This window comes from Collinsella sp. CLA-JM-H32 (genome assembly GCF_040098165.1).
Lineage (GTDB): Bacteria > Actinomycetota > Coriobacteriia > Coriobacteriales > Coriobacteriaceae > Collinsella.
In genome coordinates, this window is record NZ_JBBNMZ010000003.1 from 152,569 (window position 1) to 171,498 (window position 18,930).

An 18,930-nucleotide genomic window follows, 5' to 3' on the forward strand; every position below is an offset into this window, starting at 1 on the left:
CATTTGATTGTGATGCATCACCATTCGACAACGAATTACGTGTCGGGAATTGGCCAAAATCGTTCAAAATGAGGGTTCAGAATTTGTGATGGCAGATCTATCTGTGGAATGTAGGACGGCCCCGCTGCGGGGTTTTCCGCTGCGAGGCCGCTCGTGATCTACGCCGGAGTTTGTCGTAGACGTTTCTACTTGGCAAACAGGTTCTTGAGGTTGAACTCGGCTTGGACGGTGCGGAGCATGAGGTCGGTGTCGTCCAGACCCAGATGCTGCTCGTTGGCATCGGCGGCGAGGGTGCCACGGCGGCGCGCCCAGTTCTCGAGCGCGGCGGGCGCGGACTCGCGGGGGAGCGAGCGCACGTCGGCGTCCAGGCTGCGGCAGATCTGGCGCGAGTCGATGACGATGATCTTGCCGGCGCGGCGTGCCTCGGCGTAACCGTCCAGATGAATTTTGAACCAGCTGTCCTCGAACGCGGCGTTATGCGCCATGTACGGGTACTTCTTCATAAGCTTGAGCAGCTGCTTCTGCAATTCCTTGTTCTCGCGGAAGGGCGTTTTGCCGTCGATGTCGTCCCAGGTGATGTGGTGGATATTCGACAGCGGCACATCCTCGTCGCGGTAGATATCGGGCAGGCCGCAGTAGTGTGCCTCGGCGTCATGCGGCACGGCGTCGCTGGTGAGGTCCATGATTTCCCAGCCCACGTTGATGATATAGCCGCGCTCGGGTGCACGGCCGGTGGTCTCGATGTCGATACCGAGCACGGTGCCCTGGATGGGCTTGCGGGCGTAGGCCACGCCGAGCGCGTCGCGGTCGCCGCGGATCTCGCGCATGACCGACGCGGCGGTGCGCTTTTGCATCTTACCGATGGCGGCGCAGGTGTCGGCATCGGACAGGCCGCGCGAAAGCGTCGCGGGCGTCACGTTGCGCAGGCGCGCCTCGCCAATCTGGTCGCACAGGTCGCGGTTGCGGTCAGCCAGGTCGCGCACGGTGGCAAAGTCGAAGCTGGGGTCGCCCTCGGCGGTAAAGTACTCGGTTTCGAGCACCTTAAGGGCCTCCTCGCCCTTCTGGCGCTCGGACTCCATGGCGCCGTGATCGCCATAGATAAACATGGGAATAAACGGCTGGCGCTCGTATTCGAGTGCTTGTGAAACGTTCATATAACTGCTCCTTGGACGGGCCGCAGCGCGCGGCTCGGGTTCATTGAGATGTGGCGAGATGATAGTTTACCATGGGCAACTATTGGCATCGCGCCTAGGACAACTACAATACCCTAGTTGACCGCTAGGACTTTTACAATGCTGCCGAAAGACACGAAAGGTTCCATCCGTCATGGATTTGCTGATTGATATTCTGCTCGACGCCGGCAAGGACACGCTCTCGCTTGTGCCGTTTTTGTTGGTGACGTATCTGGCCCTCGAGACCTTGGAGCACGTCGCGGGCGACCGCGTTAACGGGGCCATCAAGCGCGCCGGCGCCGCGGGTCCCGTGGTTGGCTCGTTGCTGGGTATGGTGCCGCAGTGCGGCTTTTCGGCCATGGCGGCAACGCTGTACGCCGGTCGCGTCGTGACCTTGGGCACGTTGGTGGCGGTGTTCCTTTCGACCTCCGACGAGATGCTGCCGCTGCTACTTGCCGAGCAGGTTCCCGTGCAGACCATGGCGATGCTTTTGGCTTCGAAGGCACTGATCGCGCTGGTCACGGGCTTTATCGTGGACGCGGCTATCCGCGGCCTTCGTCGTAACGCTCGCGCGCATGCGGCGATTCGCCGTACCGTGCTGGGGACCGCTTCCAATCCGGCTCATGTGAACTGCGCGCACGACGACCATACCGGGGGCGACATCATTGATGAAGTGGCCGAGGCGGGCGTGAGCGCCGATCACATCCATGAGCTGTGCGAGCGCGACCATTGCGGTTGCGATGAAGACGAGGACGAGTACGAACACGGACATGGACACGATCACGGTCATGGGGGCGAGCATGAACACCATGATGGCCACGGTCACTCCCACTCTCACGAGAGCGCGCCCCTCCTGTCGATTATTCGCAGCGCCATCTCGCACACCGTGCAGGTATCGGTATTCATTTTTCTGGTGACGCTGATTCTGGTCGCCGTGCTCGAGACCTTCGGCGAGTCCGCGATCGAGCAGTTCCTGCGTGGCAACGAGACGCTCGCCGTCCTGGGTTCGGCGCTTGTCGGCCTGATCCCCAACTGCTCGGCCAGCGTCGTCATCACGCAACTGTACCTGGAAGGCGCGCTGCAGCTGGCCCCGATGCTCGCCGGCACGCTCATCTCTGCCGGTGTGGGCTACCTGGTGCTGTTCCGCACCAACCGCAGCGCCCGCGAAAACGTCCTGTTCCTGATCATGATGTACGTCATCGGTGCCGGCTGGGGCCTCATCCTCTCCGCCGTTGGCCTTTAAGTAGATTATTGGGACATGTCTTACGATCTACCCCTGTGACCAGGGCATTTCCGCTGCCAAAACAAAAAGGTAGATTTCCGGGCATGTCCCGAAAATCTACCTTGGTTAGCGCAGCAGCTCGGTGAGGTTGCGCTTAAAGCGGGCCCGGTCTTCGCTGGTAAATGCCGCCGGACCGCGAGTGCGACCGCCGGCGCGGCGCACCTTCTTTTCCTCGTGGCGAATAAACAGTTGCATGTCGATGGTCGCCTTATCGTAGACGCGCCCGCGCACGCCGATGGCGGCGGCATCGCGCCCGAGCACCATGCTCGCCAAGCCAATGTCCTGCGTCACGACTACGTCGCCCGCCTGCAGGCGTTCGACAATGGCAAAGTCGGCGCTGTCGGCGCCCACGCTCACATCGAGCGTCGTGACCCAAAATCCGCGTCGCGCATGCTCGACGTCGCGCGGATCGTCGCGGCGAATGTGGCGTTCCAGGTTCTGTGTGCTGTTGCCGGCGATAACGACGGCGACGCCCGCCCGCCGCGCGCAGTCAATCGACTCGCGCGTGACCGGGCAGGCGTCTGCATCAATAAAGAGCGTTCGCGGCATCTAGTGCACCAGTTTGCCAAATTGAATAGCGCGAACAATCAGCGTTACGCCAAACACCAGCAGTGCGGCGCCGCTAAAGATGACGAGCATCTTGGCCGACCACAGCGGATAGATAAACACGAACATGCCGGCGATGATGGAGAGCGCGCCGCTCAGGATGGCGAGGGCACGGTTGGACGAAAGCTCGGACTCCAGAATGGACATGACACCTTCGACGATCCAGCCAAAGCCGGCCACGATAACCACCATCGTGGTGAGCGTCGCGGTCGAGAAGGCCTGGTTGCGCAGGATTATGACGCCGCCCAAGATAATGAGTAGGTTGGAGATGATGCTCGTCACGCGCCAGCCGGTGGGCAGCAGTGGCTCGAAAACAGCGGTAAACAGCCTGATCGCGGCCGTGATCACAAAGTAGAAGCCCAAGACGGTCGTTAAGAAGACGAGGGACTTGGCGGGCGCAAACAGCAGTGCGATGCCGGCGACGAGCGCCAAGACGCCCGTGATGGCGTAAATCCAGCGCACGGCCTTGACGGCCTTGCCTGCCATGCTTTTCTCGTCAAATCCAAACTGGCTCGATTTTTGGTCATCATTCTTAAAGATGCCCATAATGTCTCCTTTCCGTGCGGCGTAAGCCTTGATCGTTACGACCAGTATCGCCTAAAGGCGCTGACGTATGGGTCGGGGAGGGTGAAACGTAACCCAAAGGCCCCGAATTGTTTCCGTTGTTCCCCACGTCGCGATTTTCTATTCAACAGGTGTAGAACATTGCAGCCCTGTTCGTTATTGCCTACGTTTTAGGTTAGATTTTCCTAAGAACAATTGCCCGAAATTGGGGGTCCCTATGAACGAAACAGTTCCCGCGGCGCCGTCTAGCGCGGAGTCGATGGCAAAGCAGGGTTGCGAAAAGCTCGGCTTGGACGCGTTTGATGCGTTGGTTCGCTGCGCCCGCACGTGCCGTCGCTTTGACGAGTCCATGCGCGTGCCGCGCGAGTTTTTGCTCGAGCTGGCGGAACTTGCGCACCTGGCTCCCTGTGGTGCCAATGCTCAGCGTCTGCGTTTTCATGTGGTAAGCGGTGCAGAGGACTGCGCGCGTGTATTTGACGAGCTTGCATGGGCCGGTGCGCTCAAGGATTGGCCGGGTCCCGATGAGGGCGAGCGCCCGACCGGCTACATCGCGATTCTTGCTGAGCGCGCCGTTCCGGGCAAGCCCGCCGCTCCCATTACCGAGGTCGACACGGGCATTGCCGCGCAGACGATGATGCTCGCCGCCCGCAGCGCCACGCCCGAGGTGGCAGCCTGCATGTTCAAGGCCTTTACGCCCCACGCGATCGATGCCATGGGGCTCGATAACGACAAGTATGAGCTCAAGCTGATCATGGCGTTTGGCGTTCCGGCCGAGACACAGGTGATCGATGCGATCGATTCCAACCCCGACGGCTCCATCAATTATTGGCGCGACGAGGCGCGGGTGCACCACGTACCCAAGCGTCCGCTTGCCGACGTGCTGCTGTAGTTGTGCGTCGTTGCGGTGCAATCCGGCGGCAAAATCACCACAAAGGCTCCTGTCCCCTTTGTGGTGGTACGAGGGGAGGGTGTGTGGCAGATCTGTATTTGGTGCGGCATGGGCAGACTGAGCTCAATGTGCAGAGCATTTTGCAGGGCTGGCACGATTCGCCGCTTACGGCGCGCGGGCGCGAGCAGGCGCTGACGGCGCGTACGGCGTTTGCGGCGCGTGGCGTGGCCTTTGATCATGTGTATTCCTCGCCGTTGGGCCGGGCGCGGCATACGGCCGAGCTTATCGTTGGCGAGGGCCGTTCCATTGAGCTGGTCGATGACCTGCGTGAGTGGCATTTTGGCTCGCTGGAGTGCACATCAAATCGCGAGATGCCGCCGCAGCCCTGGGGCGATTATCCGGTGGCCTTTGGCGGCGAGTCGGAAGTGCAGCTTCAGTCGCGCATGGTCGCGGCGCTGTCCCGCATCATGGCCAGGCCGCAGCACGACTGCGTGCTGGCGGTTTCCCACGGCTCAGCCTGCCAGGAGTTTCTTGAGTATGTGACTGGCGAGGGGGAGCTACCCGACAACGGTGCCGTGCTTCATTTTGGCTATTGCGACGGGGCGTTTTCGCTCTTGGGTTGGTAACGAACGAAAGGACCCCTATGAATAAAGATCTGTATCTGGTCCGTCATGGACAGACGATATTCAACCTTAAGCGTATCATTCAGGGGTGGAGTGACTCGCCGCTTACGCAGTTGGGTTGCGACCAGGCGGCGCGCGCCGGCATGTTTATACGTGCGCGTGGCATTGAGCCCGATCATGCCTACACCTCCACGCTTCATCGCACCGAGCAGACTATCGCCAACTTGTGGCCGGGCTTGGCGTACGAGCGCCTGGACGGTCTGCGCGAGTGGTTCTTTGGCGACTTTGAGGCCGAGCGCGTGATGCTTATGCCCGAGCGCCCGTGGCGCGACTTCTATCGCCAGTTTGGCGGCGAGGGCCAGATGCAGGTGCGCGAGCGCATGGTGGCGACGTTGACCGAGCTTATGCAGCGTCCGGACCATACGTGCGTGCTCGCGGTAAGCCATGGCTCTGCCATCAAGGAGTTCATGGACCACGTGAAGGGCGCGGCGGCCGACGAACGCGATCGTGTGCCGGGCAACTGCTCGGTGCTGCATTTCGTGTTTGACGACGAGGCCGGTACGTTTGAGCTGATTGAGATTTTTACGCAGGAGGATTACGCGCGCGAGCTGAGGCTTGAACCGCTTGTGGCTACTGCAGGTCCGCAGCGCGGATAACGCGAGCGCGGCGGCACGGGTCGCCGGCATAACTTCTCGACGCAAAAGGGGCGGAGATGCATGTACCTGCTGCATCTCCGCCTCCTGTTTGTTGAGCTGCCGATTTTTGTGCTGGGCGGTCTGGTCTTGCTAGAACCGCGCGACCTGGTGCGTGAGCAAACCCGTCGGAACTCGCGGCGCGCCGCTGGCGACCTGCGCGGCGGGGAAGAGCACGGCAACGGTAAAGTTGAACGGCTCCTTGCCGGTGTACGTTCCGGCGGAACGGGCCTCATCGGCCAGCAGCTGCGACGCCCCGGTCAGCGCGGCAGCGTAGGCGGGGTCGTCGGCCAGTGCCGGCTCCGGTGCTTGGTCGAGCATAGCGCGGATGGCCCCGACGGCGTCCTCGCGCTTGACCTCCCACGCGCGGTGCGTAATGCCCGCGGGGTCGGTGACGGCGTAGAGCGACGCGCCCTCTTTGGCGGCGCCCAGGATGATATCCATGACGGGCGAGGCCTCGTAGGCGAGCGACACGGGGCGCGGCTGCACCTTGAGCTCGGCGATCGCGCGCGCGGCGGCGGCCACGTCAGCGCTGGCATCGCCCTTGCCACCCGCAAGTACACTCGTCGGGCAGATCGCCACGACACCCGTCACACGTCCCGGCTCGCCCGAGCATTCGTACACGTAATACGCCGCACCCGGGTCCTTGAGCATCAGGCCATCGGCAATGGCTCCGCGCAGAGCGTCGTTGCCGCTCAGGATGCTGCCCATTGCGGGCAACGCCTCGAGCACGCGGTCCTGAGCCGGGCGGATGCAGGGAAACGGAAGTGCTTTCATGGGCGGTCCTAACGCACGAGTCGGTTTGTTCGCGGCTTATTATGCCCCAACTTGGCCGCTCGCGTCCCAGAGCACGTTATCGGCGAGCGCGATTAGCACCTGCTGACAACGAACGATATCGGCGTGGGGCACATATTCGTTGGGCTTGTGGGCGAGTGCGAGCGAGCCTGGGCCATAGCTCATGCAGCTACGGTTACCCGTCTTGCCGGCAATGACGGCAGTGTCGGTGTAGCCGGTAAAGAAGCCGACGGTCGTGTCCGCGTCCGTCACGTCATCGGCGGCACGCTTGAGCGCTGCTAGAAGGGGAGAGTTCGGGTCGCGCTCGATGGCGGGGCGGTCGCCCGTCACGGTGTAGCTGCCATGGCAGCCGGGAACGGCGGCTTCGGCGACGGCGATGGCCTGCTCTACCATGCGCGTCGCGGCGGCCGTATCGGTCGGCGGGGTCAGGCGCATATCGACCCAGACCTTGGCGCGGTCGGGCACGACATAGGGGCGATATCCGCCCTCGATTTGGCCAAACGTGATGGTCGAAGACCCCAGCTCATCGTGCGCGGGCAGCGCCACAAACGCGCGACGGAGCGAACACACGACCTCGGCCATGGCGGCGACGGCATCCGCGCCCTTCCACGGCTGGCTCGCATGCGCCGTCACGCCAGCCATTTCAATCTCGAACCACGTACGCCCCTTGTGCGCCACCTGGATCTGTCCGTCGGTGGGCTCGGTGTCCAGCACCCATTCGCGCGAACCGATCCAGCCGGCATCGATGGCTGCCTCGGAGCCTCGCATAAAGTCTTCCTCGTCGACCGAGCAGATGAGCGAAAAGCCGCGGCGGGGCAGCGCGCCATCCGCCGCCACGCGCTCGAGCGTATGGACCAGTGCGGCAATGGCACAGGCCAGACCGCCCTTCATGTCGCAGGCGCCACGGCCATAGAGTTTGTCGTTACGCACAACCGTCCCGAGCGGCGGAATGTCCGCGTCCCAGCCATCGCCCAAGGTAACGGTATCCATGTGGCAGATGTAGACGAGCCGTGGCTCGTCGCTTTGGCCCGGCACGGTGACCATAAGGTTGCGGCGCCCGGGGAGTACTTCGAGCTCTGCAATTTGCACGGCATCGAGTACCGGATGGCTCAGCTGCGCTAACCGTTCCTCAACCAACGCTTTGATATAGCGTTCAATCTCGCCCTCATACGCACCTGGGTCGGAACTGTCGATCCGCACGAGTCCTTGCGTAAGCCGCCAAGCAAAATCTGTATCAACCATAGGCACCTCACAGATAGTTAGGTCAACATACAGATTGTATGCCAAGAAGCGGCTCAGTGCATTTAATGGAGTGCTCACAAAAACGGGGGCGCCTCTCGTGCGAAAGGCGCCCCCGCGGGCATTCAATGTCAGTGACGGGCAGGCCACATGGGGAACTGCCCGTCATATCAGCCGACGCTACTTGATCACGCGCACGCGATACATCGACGGAATCTGCTTGAGCGCCTCGATGGTGCTGCTGTCCAGGTGCTCGTCGGTGTCGAACATGGTGTAGGCGTTCTCGCCGACGGACTCGTTGGTCATACGCTGCACGTTGGCGTTGTCCTTGGCCAGGATTGCTGTGATCTGGCCGATCATGTTGGGCACGTTGGCGTGCAGGCAGGCGATGCGGCTCGCGGCGCGCGCCTTGCCCATGCTGCAGGCGGGGTAGTTGACGCTGTGCGCGATGTTGCCGTTCTCCAGGTAATCCTTGAGCTCGCTGATGGCCATATCGGCGCAGTTGGCCTCGGCCTCGCCGGTGCCGGCGCCCGAGTGCGTGGTGATAAACGTATTGGGCATCTTGACCGTCTTGGGCGTGGCGAAGTCGCAGCTAAACCAGCTGAGCTTGCCCTCGCGCAGGGCGGCGTCGACGGCGTCCTCGTCAATGATGGTTTCGCGCGCGTAGTTGATGAGCACGGCGTCCGGTGCCAGCAGGTTAATCTGCTCGGTGCTGATCATGCCGATGGTGTCGGCCTTGCTGGGCACGTGCACGGTGAGGTAGTCGCAGCCGCGGCAGAGATCCTCGAGCGTGCCCACGCGCTGCACCTCGCGGCTCAGCACCCACGCGTGCTCGACGGAAATGAACGGGTCGTAGCCGTAAACGTCCATGCCCAGGTCGACGCAGGCGTTGGCGACCTTGGAGCCCACGTTGCCCAGGCCGATGACGCCGATGCGCTTGCCCTTGAGCTCGCGGCCCACAAAGGCCTTCTTGGCCTTCTCGGCATCGACCTGAATCTCGGGATCGTCGGCGTTGTCGCGCACCCAGCTCATCGACTGCACCACGCCGCGGCTCGAGAGCACCAGCATGCCCAGGACGAGCTCCTTGACGGCGTTGCTGTTGGCGCCGGGGGAGTTAAAGACGACGACGCCCTTCTTGGCGTACTCCTCGACGGGGATGTTGTTGACGCCCGCGCCGCAGCGGGCGATGGCGCGGATGCCCTCGGGCAGCTCGTAGCCGTGCAGGTCAGTCGAGCGCATCAGGATGGCGTCGGCCTCTTCGGCGGTGCTCACAAATTCGTAGCCCTTGCCAAACTCGACTTTGCCGTCTTTGGTAATGTCGTCGATGGTCTTAATCTTGCGCATGAAAAACTCCTTAGCAGGTTTGGTTTAAACAGGTGGTTTGAAGTTGCTGGTCGGCCCGCGCGTTGCGGGCTAGTTAGATCGCGGGCTCAAACTGCGCTGCGTTTCGAAGTCCTTCATGTACGAGGCCAGTGCCTGCACGTCTTCCATGGTTACGGCGTTGTAGACGCTAGCGCGCATGCCGCCTACCAGACGATGGCCCTTGACGTTTTGAATCTGGTGCTCGGCCGCGCCTGCGACAAAGGCCGCGTCGAGTTCGGCATCGCCGGTGCGGAAGGTGACGTTGGCGATGGAGCGGCTGTCGGCCTGCGCGGTGCCATGGAACAGCTCGCTGTGCTCGAGCAGGCCGTAGAGCAGGTTGGCCTTGGCCCAGTTTCGCTCGGCCATGGCTGCAAGTCCGCCGGTTTGCTCGACCCAGTGGAACACCTTGCCGCACACGTAGATGCCAAAGGTGTTGGGCGTGTTGAGCATGGAGCCCTTGGCGGCCTGGGTCTTAAGGTTCATGTACTGCGGCGTTTGCGCAAAGGCGGGGCCGTCGGCGATGAGGTCGTCGCGCACGATGACCACGGTCACACCCGCGGCACCGGCGTTTTTCTGCGCGCCGGCGTAGATGAGCCCGTAGCGCTCAACATCGAGCGGCTGCGACAGAAAGCAGCTCGAGACATCTGCGACCAGCGGTACGTCGCCGCAAGCGGGCAGCTCGTGGTACATGGTGCCAAAGATGGTGTTGTTCTGGCAGATGTAAACGTAGTCGAGCCCGTCGCTCGCGGCCTCGGCGGCAATACGCGCGTTGATGTCGGCCATGTCGGGGATGCGGTCGAAGTTGGTGTCTTCGGAGCTCGCGAGCAGCACGGCCTCGCCGTACTTGGCGGCCTCCTGGTATGCCTTGTTGGCAAAGTTGCCGGTCACGATGTAGCCGGCGCGCCCGCGGCGCATGAGGTTCATGGGGATGCCCGCAAACTGTAGCGTGGCGCCGCCCTGCAAAAACAGGACACGGTAGTTGTCGGGGATGCTCAGCAGGCGGCGCAGGGTTGCCTCGGCGTCGTCGATGATCTGCTGGTACATGCTAGATCGATGGCTCATCTCGAGCACGGACATGCCGCAACCGCGGTAGTCCATCATCTCGTCGGCGATCTCGGCGAGCACGCTGGTAGGCAGCGTGGCCGGGCCAGCTGAGAAGTTGTGCACACGTGCCATCTTCTAGTTCCCCCTCGTAGTCGTTTGAACGTTCGGGATACTTTAGCACAGTGGAGCGCCAGGCGCGACCGCATCACGGTAAAACTCGACTACGCCGCTATGATTTATAGGATGGTTACATGGGGGAGGGGTGCTTTACTCCTCAGGCAAATCCGAATCTGCGAGCGAAGGCATGAGGTTCTCTAGGCGTTTGATCTCTTCGTCGCAAATTAGCTACCTCCTGCCCGCTACGACGCCAGAGTGGCGATGACGGCTTCGTCGCCGGCGTATATGAGGGTGTTGCCATCGGGAATGATCGTTTGGCCGTCGCGCTTGAGCATCACCACAATAAACGGATGCTTGCCTTGCGGCACGTCGCGCAGGCGCTGGCCGGCCAGGCGACCGTGGGGCGTCACGGTGACCTCGCGCAGCGTAACCTCGGCACGCTCTTCAAACGTTGGGGCGGCCATCACCAGCAGATCGCCTTCCTCGATGACGGTATCACCGTTGGGCAGTACCGGGTGCGCCCCGTCGCGCAGCACCAGGACCACGAGCATATCTGTGGCGCTGCCAATGTCCGCGAGCGAGCGTCCGGCAAACGGATGTCCAGCGCCCACCTTGAGCTTTACAAACGACATGCCGTCCTCGTCGCGGTAGTCGTTAAAGGTGCGGCGCACGTCGCCGGTCGCATCGATCATATCGAGCTTCTTCGCCACCGCTGGCAGCAGCGAGCCCTGCACCACGATGCTCGACACGGCAATCACAAACACCAGGTCAAATAGGTCGTGTCCGCCGGGAACGCCGGCCACCACGGCAAAGAGACTAAAGACGACCGAAGCTGCTCCGCGCAAGCCCGCCCAGCTTACGAGCGCGACCTGGCGGGGGCTCGTCTTAAAGGGCGCCAACAGCATTCCCACGGCGATGGGGCGGCTCACAAAGAGCATAAACGCCATGAGCGCCAGGCCCGTCAGCAGCATCTGCGGCAGGCGTGCGGGCGTTACGAGCAGGCCGAGCAAGAAGAAGATCGTCATCTCGGCCATCTCGGTGAGGGTGTCAAAGAAGTGCGCCATCTCGACCTTGCCGGTGATGTCGCTCGCGCCCAGCACAATGCCGGCCAGGTACACGGCCAAAAATCCGTTGCCGCCCAGGTGGCTCGGCAGCGCGTAGGCGACGATGGCCACGGCGAACAAAAAGATGGTCTGCGCGTCCTTGGCCGTTGCGTGTGCGCGTTCAATCAGGCGGCCCGCCGCCCAGCCGATGGCAAGGCCCAGGCCCACGCCCAGGATAATCTGCTTGGTCAGCAGTGCGGGAATGTTGATGTCGCCGCCGGCCGCGAGTGTGGCGAGCACGGCGGTGAGCATGTAGGCGACGGGGTCGTTGGAGCCCGATTCAACCTCGAGCAGCGAGTCGGTGCCGCCCCTCAGCGACAGGCTGTGCTCGCGCAGTACGCTAAAGACGCTGGCCGCGTCGGTGGATGCCACGACCGATCCCAGCAGCAGGCCGCCGATCCAGTCGAACCCCAGCGCGAAGTGGGCGAACACGCCGGTGATGCCGGCAGTGATGACGACGCCGAGCGTGCTCAGCAGCACCGCCGGCGCAGCGACGGGCTTGGCGCGGTCGATATTGATGTTAAAGCCGCCGTAGAACATGATGAACAACAGCGCCGTGCTGCAGACGGTTTCGGTGAGCGCGTAGTCGCTAAAGTCGATATGCGCCGGGCCGTTGACGCCCAACAGCATGCCGAGTGCGATAAAGATGAGCAGGGTGGGGAAGGGGAGTTTTTTGCCGACGGGTTTGATGGTCAGGCACAAAATGATGACGAGGCCGATAAAGAGAAGGATCTGGTTCATGGATAGTGTCCGCTCCTGGGTGGTTGGCGTGGCACGGTCAGTTATCTGCGGTTATTTGTACCCAAAGATGGTGGGTTTATGGGGTTGGATTGCGGGCGTGCGCGATATCGTCATAGACGGCTGCCGTCTTTGCCTCTGCTCGGAAACCCTTTCCAGCTTTATTGCAACGGAGTACAATGGGTAACGTTTAAGTTCAACTTGAAGTTTTAGTTGCGGCACCGGGCTTCGGCCGCAATGCAAGGAGAGGCGTACCATGGCGATCTATGTGACATCTGATGCTCACGGGCATGTGCGTGCGCTTGACGAGGCCCTGTCTAAGATCTCGTTGACGTCCGACGACACGCTGTACGTGCTGGGCGACATGATCGATCGCGGGCCCGATCCGGTCGGCGTTATTAAGCTCGTGCGCTCGCTGCCCAACGCCCGCGTGCTCAAGGGCAATCACGAGCAGATCATGCTCGATGCCATCATTGGCCAGGATCCGCTCGATGCCGAGACCTGGGATATCAACGGTGGCTGGACGACGCGCGAGCAGCTCAACGACATGGAATTTGAGGCATACGAGGAGCTCGTGCGATGGATGGCCGCGCTGCCGCTCTACGCGGTGGTCGAGACCGAGGAGCGCCCGTATCTGCTGGTACATGCTGGAATCGAGATGAAGGCGGCGCGCGCGTTTTTGCTTGAGCATGGTGTCGATTGTGCCGATGGCGTCGGAGCGGTGGGTGCCGATCGCGAGCTGCTGCAGCAGATGCTCGCAGTGCAGTCGTCCGATGACCTGCTGTGGATTCGTCACGGCTATTGGGATGTGCCGACCGGGCTGCTTTCTGCCGAGGGCAAGGGTCCGGTCGTGGTGAGCGGTCACACGCCAACGGTGTCGCTCGGGCGTTATTGCGAGGTCGGTGGTCTTGCGGGGCTCGATGAGGAGTCGGGCCGCGGGCAGATCGTGCGCCTGGGCGGCGAGGATGCCGCCGGTGTGCCCGATCGCATCGACATCGACTGCGCTGCCGCCACCGGCTCCGAGTTCGGTCGCGTGGGCATCCTGCGCCTGGACGACGGGGCGGAGTTCTACGCGAACATCAACCCGGGCGAATAATCGGTGCAAGGGGTAGCTAATTTGGGACGGGGCTTTTTTGACTACTTTTGCCCTTCTGCCCGCTAATTGATTTCTCTGGGACGGGGATTAAATAATCATTTGGCTGCCCGCTGGCTAAGTGAGTAGACTTTTTTGGAAATGCCGAGCACCCAACATATTTGCCTCAATAAAACCGCAGGTCACAGACTTGTGCTTTGTCGGTGTGGTCCGGGATTCGGTAAAAGTCTACTCACTTAGTTTTGCGTGTCCGCAACGAGACTCCAGCCGGGGTGATTCCACCGCAAATTAGCTTCTCCCATCGCCGCAATTAGGCGCCGTACGGATTCCGGTCCCTCTCTATGCGTTGGCGGATATGGGCGTACTCGATAATCAACAGTACCAGCAGTAGGGCCATGATGGCTAGGTAGCTCACGACGGCGCCCATCAGGCCGAGCAGATTGATCAGAATCACCGGGAGCACCACGCTCACGGCAAAGCAGATCAGGTAGATCTTGGTGACGTCGCCGGCATGGCGCAGCACCGTGATGATGGCGTAGATAAAGTCGATGGCCGCGGTGACGCCGCCGGCAACGACCATCAGCAGCGCCAATGTGCGGTAGCGCTCAAAGTTGAGGCCGTACATATAGCTCATGAGGGGAATACCGGGACCTGCCATAAATGCGGCGCACACGCCGGTGATGACCACGATCAGCGCCATAACGGCAACAATAATCAGGTCAAAGCGACGACGCTTGCGAGGATTAGCCCAAATGCTCGACAAGCGCAGGAGCTGCGGTTTATAGACAAATCCAATGCTCAACAGAATAGCCTGAGCTGGAAAAAACAGGGCATTAAAGTACAACTGGTATTTGTAGGCCAGTGTTCCTTCCATCACAAACTTGGGCATGCTCTCGATAAGATTGAACAGGAATAGCGCGCCAAAGAGTGGGGCGCACTGGACAAACAGGTGGCCGACCTCGCGCAGGCTTACGCGGCGCGATTTTTCGGTCTCGAGCAGGGCGAGCGGCGCGGTGACCAGCACGAGCGAGGCGATCGCGGCGATGCCCATGGCCATGGCCGCGATGGGCATGCTACGCGTGAAGAACAGCGCCACGCTGAAGACCGCGATGACGCCGACGGAGCGTAGCGTTTGACTCATTCCAGCCAAGTAGAGCTTGTCGGCCTGCTGCAGGCGGCCTTCGTACACGTCGGCGACGCCGTCGATGACCTTATACAGGTAGACGCCCAGGCCGATCGTCGCCATCTGCGCGTCATAGCCGCGGGCGCTGCTATACATGAGGCCGCAGCCTAGGGCGAGCGCTCCGCAGATCCAACGATTGAGCTGGTAGGAGGCGAAGGACGTCTTTTCGTCGATGTCCGAGACCTGGAAATTGCGCACGCCGTAGTTGCATGCGATCATGATAAGCGTGCCGGTGACAAAGGCGATGGAGAACTTGCCGGCTTCTTCGGCGCCCACGAGCTGTGTGGACACGATGGTGAGCAGCGGAAACGCCAAGCCCCACACGGCGGTGCCGAGAGCGTTCCAAAGGTAATCGCGGCGGGTGGCGTGCTCCTCGTATTCCGCTTCCTGCATGGAGAAGCCGCCGCCGTAGACGGCACCGAGCAGACGGTTCCACCAAGCGTTGACCATGCGGCGGACGGGGCCGGGCTTGCGATCGCGTTCGCGCCGGCGACGTGTGGCTTGGCTGCTATCGGGCCCGCCGGCGTTGCGCTGACTCAGCTCTTGGATGCGTGCGAGTTCCTCGGCAGTGTGCGAGGCAGGGAAGAGGCCGTTCTCGATGCGGCCGCCCTGGGCCTTCGCGGCGCCGCCTCTCGATGCAGCGGGGTTGGAGACGCCGTTGCGGCGGGCGATGGCGCGGCGAATGCTATCGAGGGGCGTGATGCTCAAAGCGGAGTCCTTTCTATTGCTGCGCTTTAGTATAGACGCGACGGTGTTCGCTCGTGTTTTTGAACGGATTGTTCAATAATTTCGGCGGGCGGCTGTAATTTGTCGGTAAACGTGCGGTATCCTGTTGAAGTTTTGTGACACCCCCGATGCCGCCCACGCGGTACCAAGGAGCTTCTACCTATGGACGTCGCCGCATTCTTACTGGCTCTTGTGCCGATTATTTGGCTGGTCGTGATGCTGCTGTGCTTTAAATGGCCAGCTTGGAAGGCCGCTATCGGATCGTTTGTCCTTTCGTGCTTGCTTGCCTTTGCATGGTGGCACCTGCCGGCAGCGCAGATCGCGACCGCCTCGCTCGAAGGTTTTTTGATGGCTCTGTGGCCCATCGTCCTGGTGATTATCGCCGCGGTGTTCACGTATAACCTGTGTGTGCGCACGGGCGCCATGGACGTGATCGGCAGCATGATTACCTCCATCAGCAGCGACCGCCGTCTGTTGGCGCTGCTCGTGGCCTGGTGTTTCGGTGGCTTTATGGAGGGGATGGCCGGCTTTGGTACCGCTGTTGCCATTCCCGCCGGCATGCTCGCGGGCCTTGGTTTTGAGGCCGTGCCTGCCGTGCTGATCTGCCTGCTGGCCAACGGCGTGCCCACGCCCTACGGCTCCATTGGCATCCCCACGGTGTCCGTTGCCGATCTGGTGGGCCTGGATTCCCTGCATTTAGCTACCGTTCAGCTGGTGCAGCTCGCGCCCTTCTTTGTGGCGATGCCGCTGCTTATCGTGTTGGTTGCGGGCCGTGTTGCCGATGACCAGGGCAATGTTGCGAGCGTGAGCGAGCGTCTGCACGGCGTTGCCGGAGTGGCACTGCTTTCCGGTGTGTCCTTTGTTGGTGCGGCCCTGGTCGTCGCCATGTTTGTGGGCCCCGAGCTGGCCGTGGTCGTAGGATCCATCGTTTCGCTCGCGCTGACAGCTGCGCTTGCCATGCGTGCCGAGAAGTCGGGGCATCTGGACGCACGCTTTCACATGAATATCGAGGCGGGGGAGAAGCTCACCGTTAAGTCGGCGCTTTCGGCTTGGTCGTGCTTCATCCTGATCTTTGTGTTGCTGCTGGGCACGTCTAATCTGGTGCCCGCTGTACATGCTGCGCTCGCGCCGTTTGCGAGCCATGTGCAGGTGTATTGCGGTGAGAATCCCGGTATGCTTACGTTTTCGTGGATCAACACGCCAGGCGTCTGGATTTTCCTGGCGGCGTTTGTCGGCGGTGCCATTCAGGGCGCTTCGCCGCGCATGATGGGCGAGGTGCTGGCCGCGACTGTGAAGCAGATGACGCCGACGGTGATCACGATGCTTTCGGTACTGGGCTGCGCCAAGGTGATGGGCTATGCCGGCATGATTTCGTCGATCAGTGCGTTTTGCATTGCGGTCGCCGGCGGTCTCTACCCGATTCTGGCTCCGTGGATCGGCGCAGTCGGTGCGTTCGTGACCGGCTCGGGCACGTCCTCGGGCATGCTGTTTGGTCCCATTCAGAGCCAGGCCGCCACTGCGCTGGGTGTGAGCGACTACTGGATGGTCGCATTGAACGCCCTGGGCGTCGCCGCCGGTAAGATGATCTCGCCGCAGACCCTCGCCATTGGTCTTGCCGCTGTGCACGTGCGCGGTAAGGATGCCGAACTCCTGGGCGCGGTGCTGCCCTACGCTGCCGGCATGCTGGTCCTGATGAGCGCCATAGCCATGCTCGGCCAAGGCCTGCCGCTGTAGTCGGCACTTAGGGACGTTCCTTATGTGCCGGCACTTTGGGAACGTCCCTAAGTGCCGGCATCCGGGGACACTCCTTGAATGTTGCCTGTTCAAGAGTGTCCCCAATGACTAGTCGTTTAAGAACGTCCCCAATGACTGGGCCGCTTGCCTGCGATTTTTGACCGTTGGGCGGGCTTGCCGCCCTTGCCGCAAAAACGTTTTTGCATATCGGGTACAACGGGCTTTACGTGAGTAAAGTGCGCGTCGCGTCCACGTGTCGCGTTTTTAAAGGAGGCCCCATGCCTGGTGTTACCCCTGCAGAAGTTTTGTCCAACTTTGGTATTACGCTCGTTGAAGATCCCGCCGAGAATCAGCCCCGTCTGCTGGTCGACCTGCCGGCAGCCGAGCTCGTCGAGCACGCCATCCGCCGCGAAGAAGGCCGCATGGCATCCAACGGCGCGCTGGTGATTGAGACGGGGGAGCGCACCGGCCGTTCACCCAACGATCGCTTTATCGTTGACACCCCCGATGTTCACGACAAGATTGCCTGGGGCGCGGTCAACCGCCCGCTGTCCGTCGAGAGCTATGAGGCCATCAAGGCCGGCATCGTCGACTATCTCAACGAGCGCGACGTGTTCGTCACCCGCGGCATGGCAGGCGCCGACCGCAACCACACGCGTCGACTGCTCGTTGCCTGCGAGCGTGCCAGCCAGGCACTCTTTATCAAGCAGATGCTCGCCCGACCGCTTGCCCGCGAAATCGCGCGCACCGGCGAGCCCGACTTCTGCGTGCTCGCAGCGCCCGGTTACCAGTGCGACCCCGCCATCAAGGGCCTCAACTCCAGCGCCGCGGTGGTCATCAACTTCCAGGAACGCGTGATTCTGGTCGCCGGCACCGGCTACTCCGGCGAGATTAAAAAGTCGATCTTTAGCGTCATGAACTATCTGCTGCCCGTCGAGGACGACGTGCTGCCCATGCACTGCTCGGCCAGCATGGATCCCGTCACGCACGAGACCGCCGTGTTCTTTGGCCTGTCCGGCACCGGCAAGACCACGCTTTCTGCCAACCCCACGCGCCTGCTGATCGGCGACGACGAGCACGGCTGGTCCGACATGGGCATCTTCAACATCGAGGGTGGCTGCTACGCAAAATGCGAGGGCCTGAACGCCTTCCACGAGCCCGAGATCTTCAACGCCGTCCGTTTTGGCGCCATTTGCGAAAACGTGGTGCTCGACGAGAACCGCAAGCCCAACTACGACGACATCTCGATCACGCACAACACGCGCGTGGCCTATCCCGTGGAGCACATTCCTAACGCGTGGACTAAGGGCATGGGCACCACTCCGAGTGTCGTGCTGTTCCTGACCTGCGACGCTTTTGGCGTGCTGCCGCCCATCTCACGCCTGACGGCCGATGCCGCCATGTACCACTTTGTGACGGGTTTTACGGCTAAGATTCCCGGCACCGAGGTCGGCGTCACCGAGCCCACGCCCACGTTCTCTTCGCTGTTCGGCGAGCCGTTTATGCCGCTCGATCCTATGGTCTATGCCAAGATGCTTGGCGAGCGCATTGCCGACGGCCGCACGCGCGTGTACCTGGTCAACACCGGCTGGATTGGCGGCGGCTACGGCGTGGGCCATCGCATCGAGCTGGCCTACACGCGCTCGCTGGTCGCGCGCGCCCTCGACGGCACCATCGAGGATAGCGAGTTCGTGCACGACGACATCTTTAACGTCGACATTCCCACGACGTGCCACGGCGTGCCCGATGGCATCCTGGTGCCGCGCCAATACTGGCAGAGCACCGCGCGCTATGACGAGGCCGCGCACAACCTGGCGGTGATGTTCGAGGAGAACTTCGAGAAGAAGTACTCGCACCTGCCCGAGTCCGTCAAAGCGGCCGGTCCGCACGCTCAAGTAAACGCCGACGCCCGTCATCGCGGCCGCGGGTTGCTGGGACTTCGCCACTAGCTTCGCCGTGAGTCCATAT

The 18,930-nt window shown here is 61.9% G+C and carries 16 protein-coding genes; 7 read left to right on the forward strand and 9 right to left on the reverse strand.

Annotated features, from left to right (window positions below):
• Positions 1 to 185: 185 nt before the first annotated feature.
• Positions 186 to 1,154 carry a 3'-5' exonuclease gene (locus tag AAA021_RS02820; RefSeq protein WP_349087877.1) on the reverse strand — a complete coding sequence of 323 codons (969 nt, stop codon included), beginning with the start codon at positions 1,152 to 1,154 and terminating at the stop codon, positions 186 to 188.
• 172 nt (positions 1,155 to 1,326) lie between these two features.
• Here AAA021_RS02820 and AAA021_RS02825 point away from each other — a divergent pair, with 172 nt between their 5' ends.
• Entirely contained in the window at positions 1,327 to 2,415 is a 1,089-nt protein-coding gene (locus AAA021_RS02825) for a putative manganese transporter (protein WP_238022452.1), read from the forward strand.
• 105 nt (positions 2,416 to 2,520) lie between these two features.
• Here AAA021_RS02825 and AAA021_RS02830 read toward each other — a convergent pair whose 3' ends face one another.
• Positions 2,521 to 3,003 carry a DUF188 domain-containing protein gene (locus AAA021_RS02830; protein WP_055310731.1) on the reverse strand — a complete coding sequence of 161 codons (483 nt, stop codon included), beginning with the start codon at positions 3,001 to 3,003 and terminating at the stop codon, positions 2,521 to 2,523.
• A complete protein-coding gene (locus AAA021_RS02835) occupies positions 3,004 to 3,606 on the reverse strand; it encodes a DUF308 domain-containing protein (RefSeq protein WP_035137275.1) in 603 nt (200 codons plus the stop codon).
• A gap of 235 nt (positions 3,607 to 3,841) precedes the next feature.
• Here AAA021_RS02835 and AAA021_RS02840 point away from each other — a divergent pair, with 235 nt between their 5' ends.
• From AAA021_RS02840 to AAA021_RS02850, 3 genes are all read left to right on the forward strand, one after another.
• On the forward strand, positions 3,842 to 4,513 hold the full coding sequence (locus AAA021_RS02840; RefSeq protein ID WP_349087878.1) for a nitroreductase family protein: 672 nt from the start codon (positions 3,842 to 3,844) through the stop codon (positions 4,511 to 4,513).
• Between the two features lie 83 nt (positions 4,514 to 4,596).
• Positions 4,597 to 5,139: a histidine phosphatase family protein gene (locus AAA021_RS02845; RefSeq protein WP_250787523.1), complete on the forward strand. Its 543-nt coding sequence runs from the start codon at positions 4,597 to 4,599 to the stop codon at positions 5,137 to 5,139.
• A 17-nt stretch (positions 5,140 to 5,156) separates the two neighbouring features.
• Positions 5,157 to 5,792 carry a histidine phosphatase family protein gene (locus AAA021_RS02850; protein WP_349087879.1) on the forward strand — a complete coding sequence of 212 codons (636 nt, stop codon included), beginning with the start codon at positions 5,157 to 5,159 and terminating at the stop codon, positions 5,790 to 5,792.
• A 129-nt stretch (positions 5,793 to 5,921) separates the two neighbouring features.
• On the opposite strand, the gene AAA021_RS02855 is transcribed toward AAA021_RS02850, so the two are convergent.
• The 5 genes from AAA021_RS02855 to AAA021_RS02875 all read right to left on the reverse strand — a co-directional run bounded on the left by AAA021_RS02855 (position 5,922) and on the right by AAA021_RS02875 (position 12,229).
• Positions 5,922 to 6,605, reverse strand: coding sequence for a DUF1015 family protein (locus AAA021_RS02855; protein WP_195521142.1), 684 nt, complete (start codon positions 6,603 to 6,605; stop codon positions 5,922 to 5,924).
• Positions 6,606 to 6,644: 39 nt separating this feature from the next.
• The gene (locus tag AAA021_RS02860; RefSeq protein WP_349087880.1) at positions 6,645 to 7,865 is read right to left on the reverse strand and encodes a M20 family metallopeptidase; all 1,221 of its coding nucleotides are present in this window, start codon (positions 7,863 to 7,865) and stop codon (positions 6,645 to 6,647) included.
• 177 nt (positions 7,866 to 8,042) lie between these two features.
• Positions 8,043 to 9,206 (reverse strand): phosphoglycerate dehydrogenase, encoded by a 1,164-nt coding sequence (locus AAA021_RS02865; RefSeq protein ID WP_349087881.1) that lies wholly within the window; start codon positions 9,204 to 9,206, stop codon positions 8,043 to 8,045.
• Between the two features lie 69 nt (positions 9,207 to 9,275).
• Positions 9,276 to 10,400, reverse strand: coding sequence for a 3-phosphoserine/phosphohydroxythreonine transaminase (gene serC, locus AAA021_RS02870; protein WP_349087882.1), 1,125 nt, complete (start codon positions 10,398 to 10,400; stop codon positions 9,276 to 9,278).
• A gap of 227 nt (positions 10,401 to 10,627) precedes the next feature.
• Positions 10,628 to 12,229: a potassium/proton antiporter gene (locus tag AAA021_RS02875; protein WP_349087883.1), complete on the reverse strand. Its 1,602-nt coding sequence runs from the start codon at positions 12,227 to 12,229 to the stop codon at positions 10,628 to 10,630.
• Positions 12,230 to 12,482: 253 nt separating this feature from the next.
• On the opposite strand from AAA021_RS02875, the gene AAA021_RS02880 reads away from it, so the two are divergent.
• Positions 12,483 to 13,322: a metallophosphoesterase family protein gene (locus tag AAA021_RS02880; protein WP_347479690.1), complete on the forward strand. Its 840-nt coding sequence runs from the start codon at positions 12,483 to 12,485 to the stop codon at positions 13,320 to 13,322.
• Between the two features lie 307 nt (positions 13,323 to 13,629).
• On the opposite strand, the gene AAA021_RS02885 is transcribed toward AAA021_RS02880, so the two are convergent.
• Positions 13,630 to 15,210, reverse strand: a complete 1,581-nt coding sequence (locus AAA021_RS02885) for a lipopolysaccharide biosynthesis protein (RefSeq protein ID WP_349087884.1) — start codon at positions 15,208 to 15,210, stop codon at positions 13,630 to 13,632.
• A gap of 180 nt (positions 15,211 to 15,390) precedes the next feature.
• Here AAA021_RS02885 and AAA021_RS02890 point away from each other — a divergent pair, with 180 nt between their 5' ends.
• Both AAA021_RS02890 and pckA read left to right on the forward strand, forming a co-directional pair.
• Positions 15,391 to 16,962 carry an L-lactate permease gene (locus AAA021_RS02890; RefSeq protein ID WP_349087886.1) on the forward strand — a complete coding sequence of 524 codons (1,572 nt, stop codon included), beginning with the start codon at positions 15,391 to 15,393 and terminating at the stop codon, positions 16,960 to 16,962.
• A 278-nt stretch (positions 16,963 to 17,240) separates the two neighbouring features.
• Positions 17,241 to 18,911, forward strand: coding sequence for a phosphoenolpyruvate carboxykinase (ATP) (gene pckA, locus AAA021_RS02895; RefSeq protein ID WP_349087887.1), 1,671 nt, complete (start codon positions 17,241 to 17,243; stop codon positions 18,909 to 18,911).
• Positions 18,912 to 18,930: the final 19 nt, after the last annotated feature.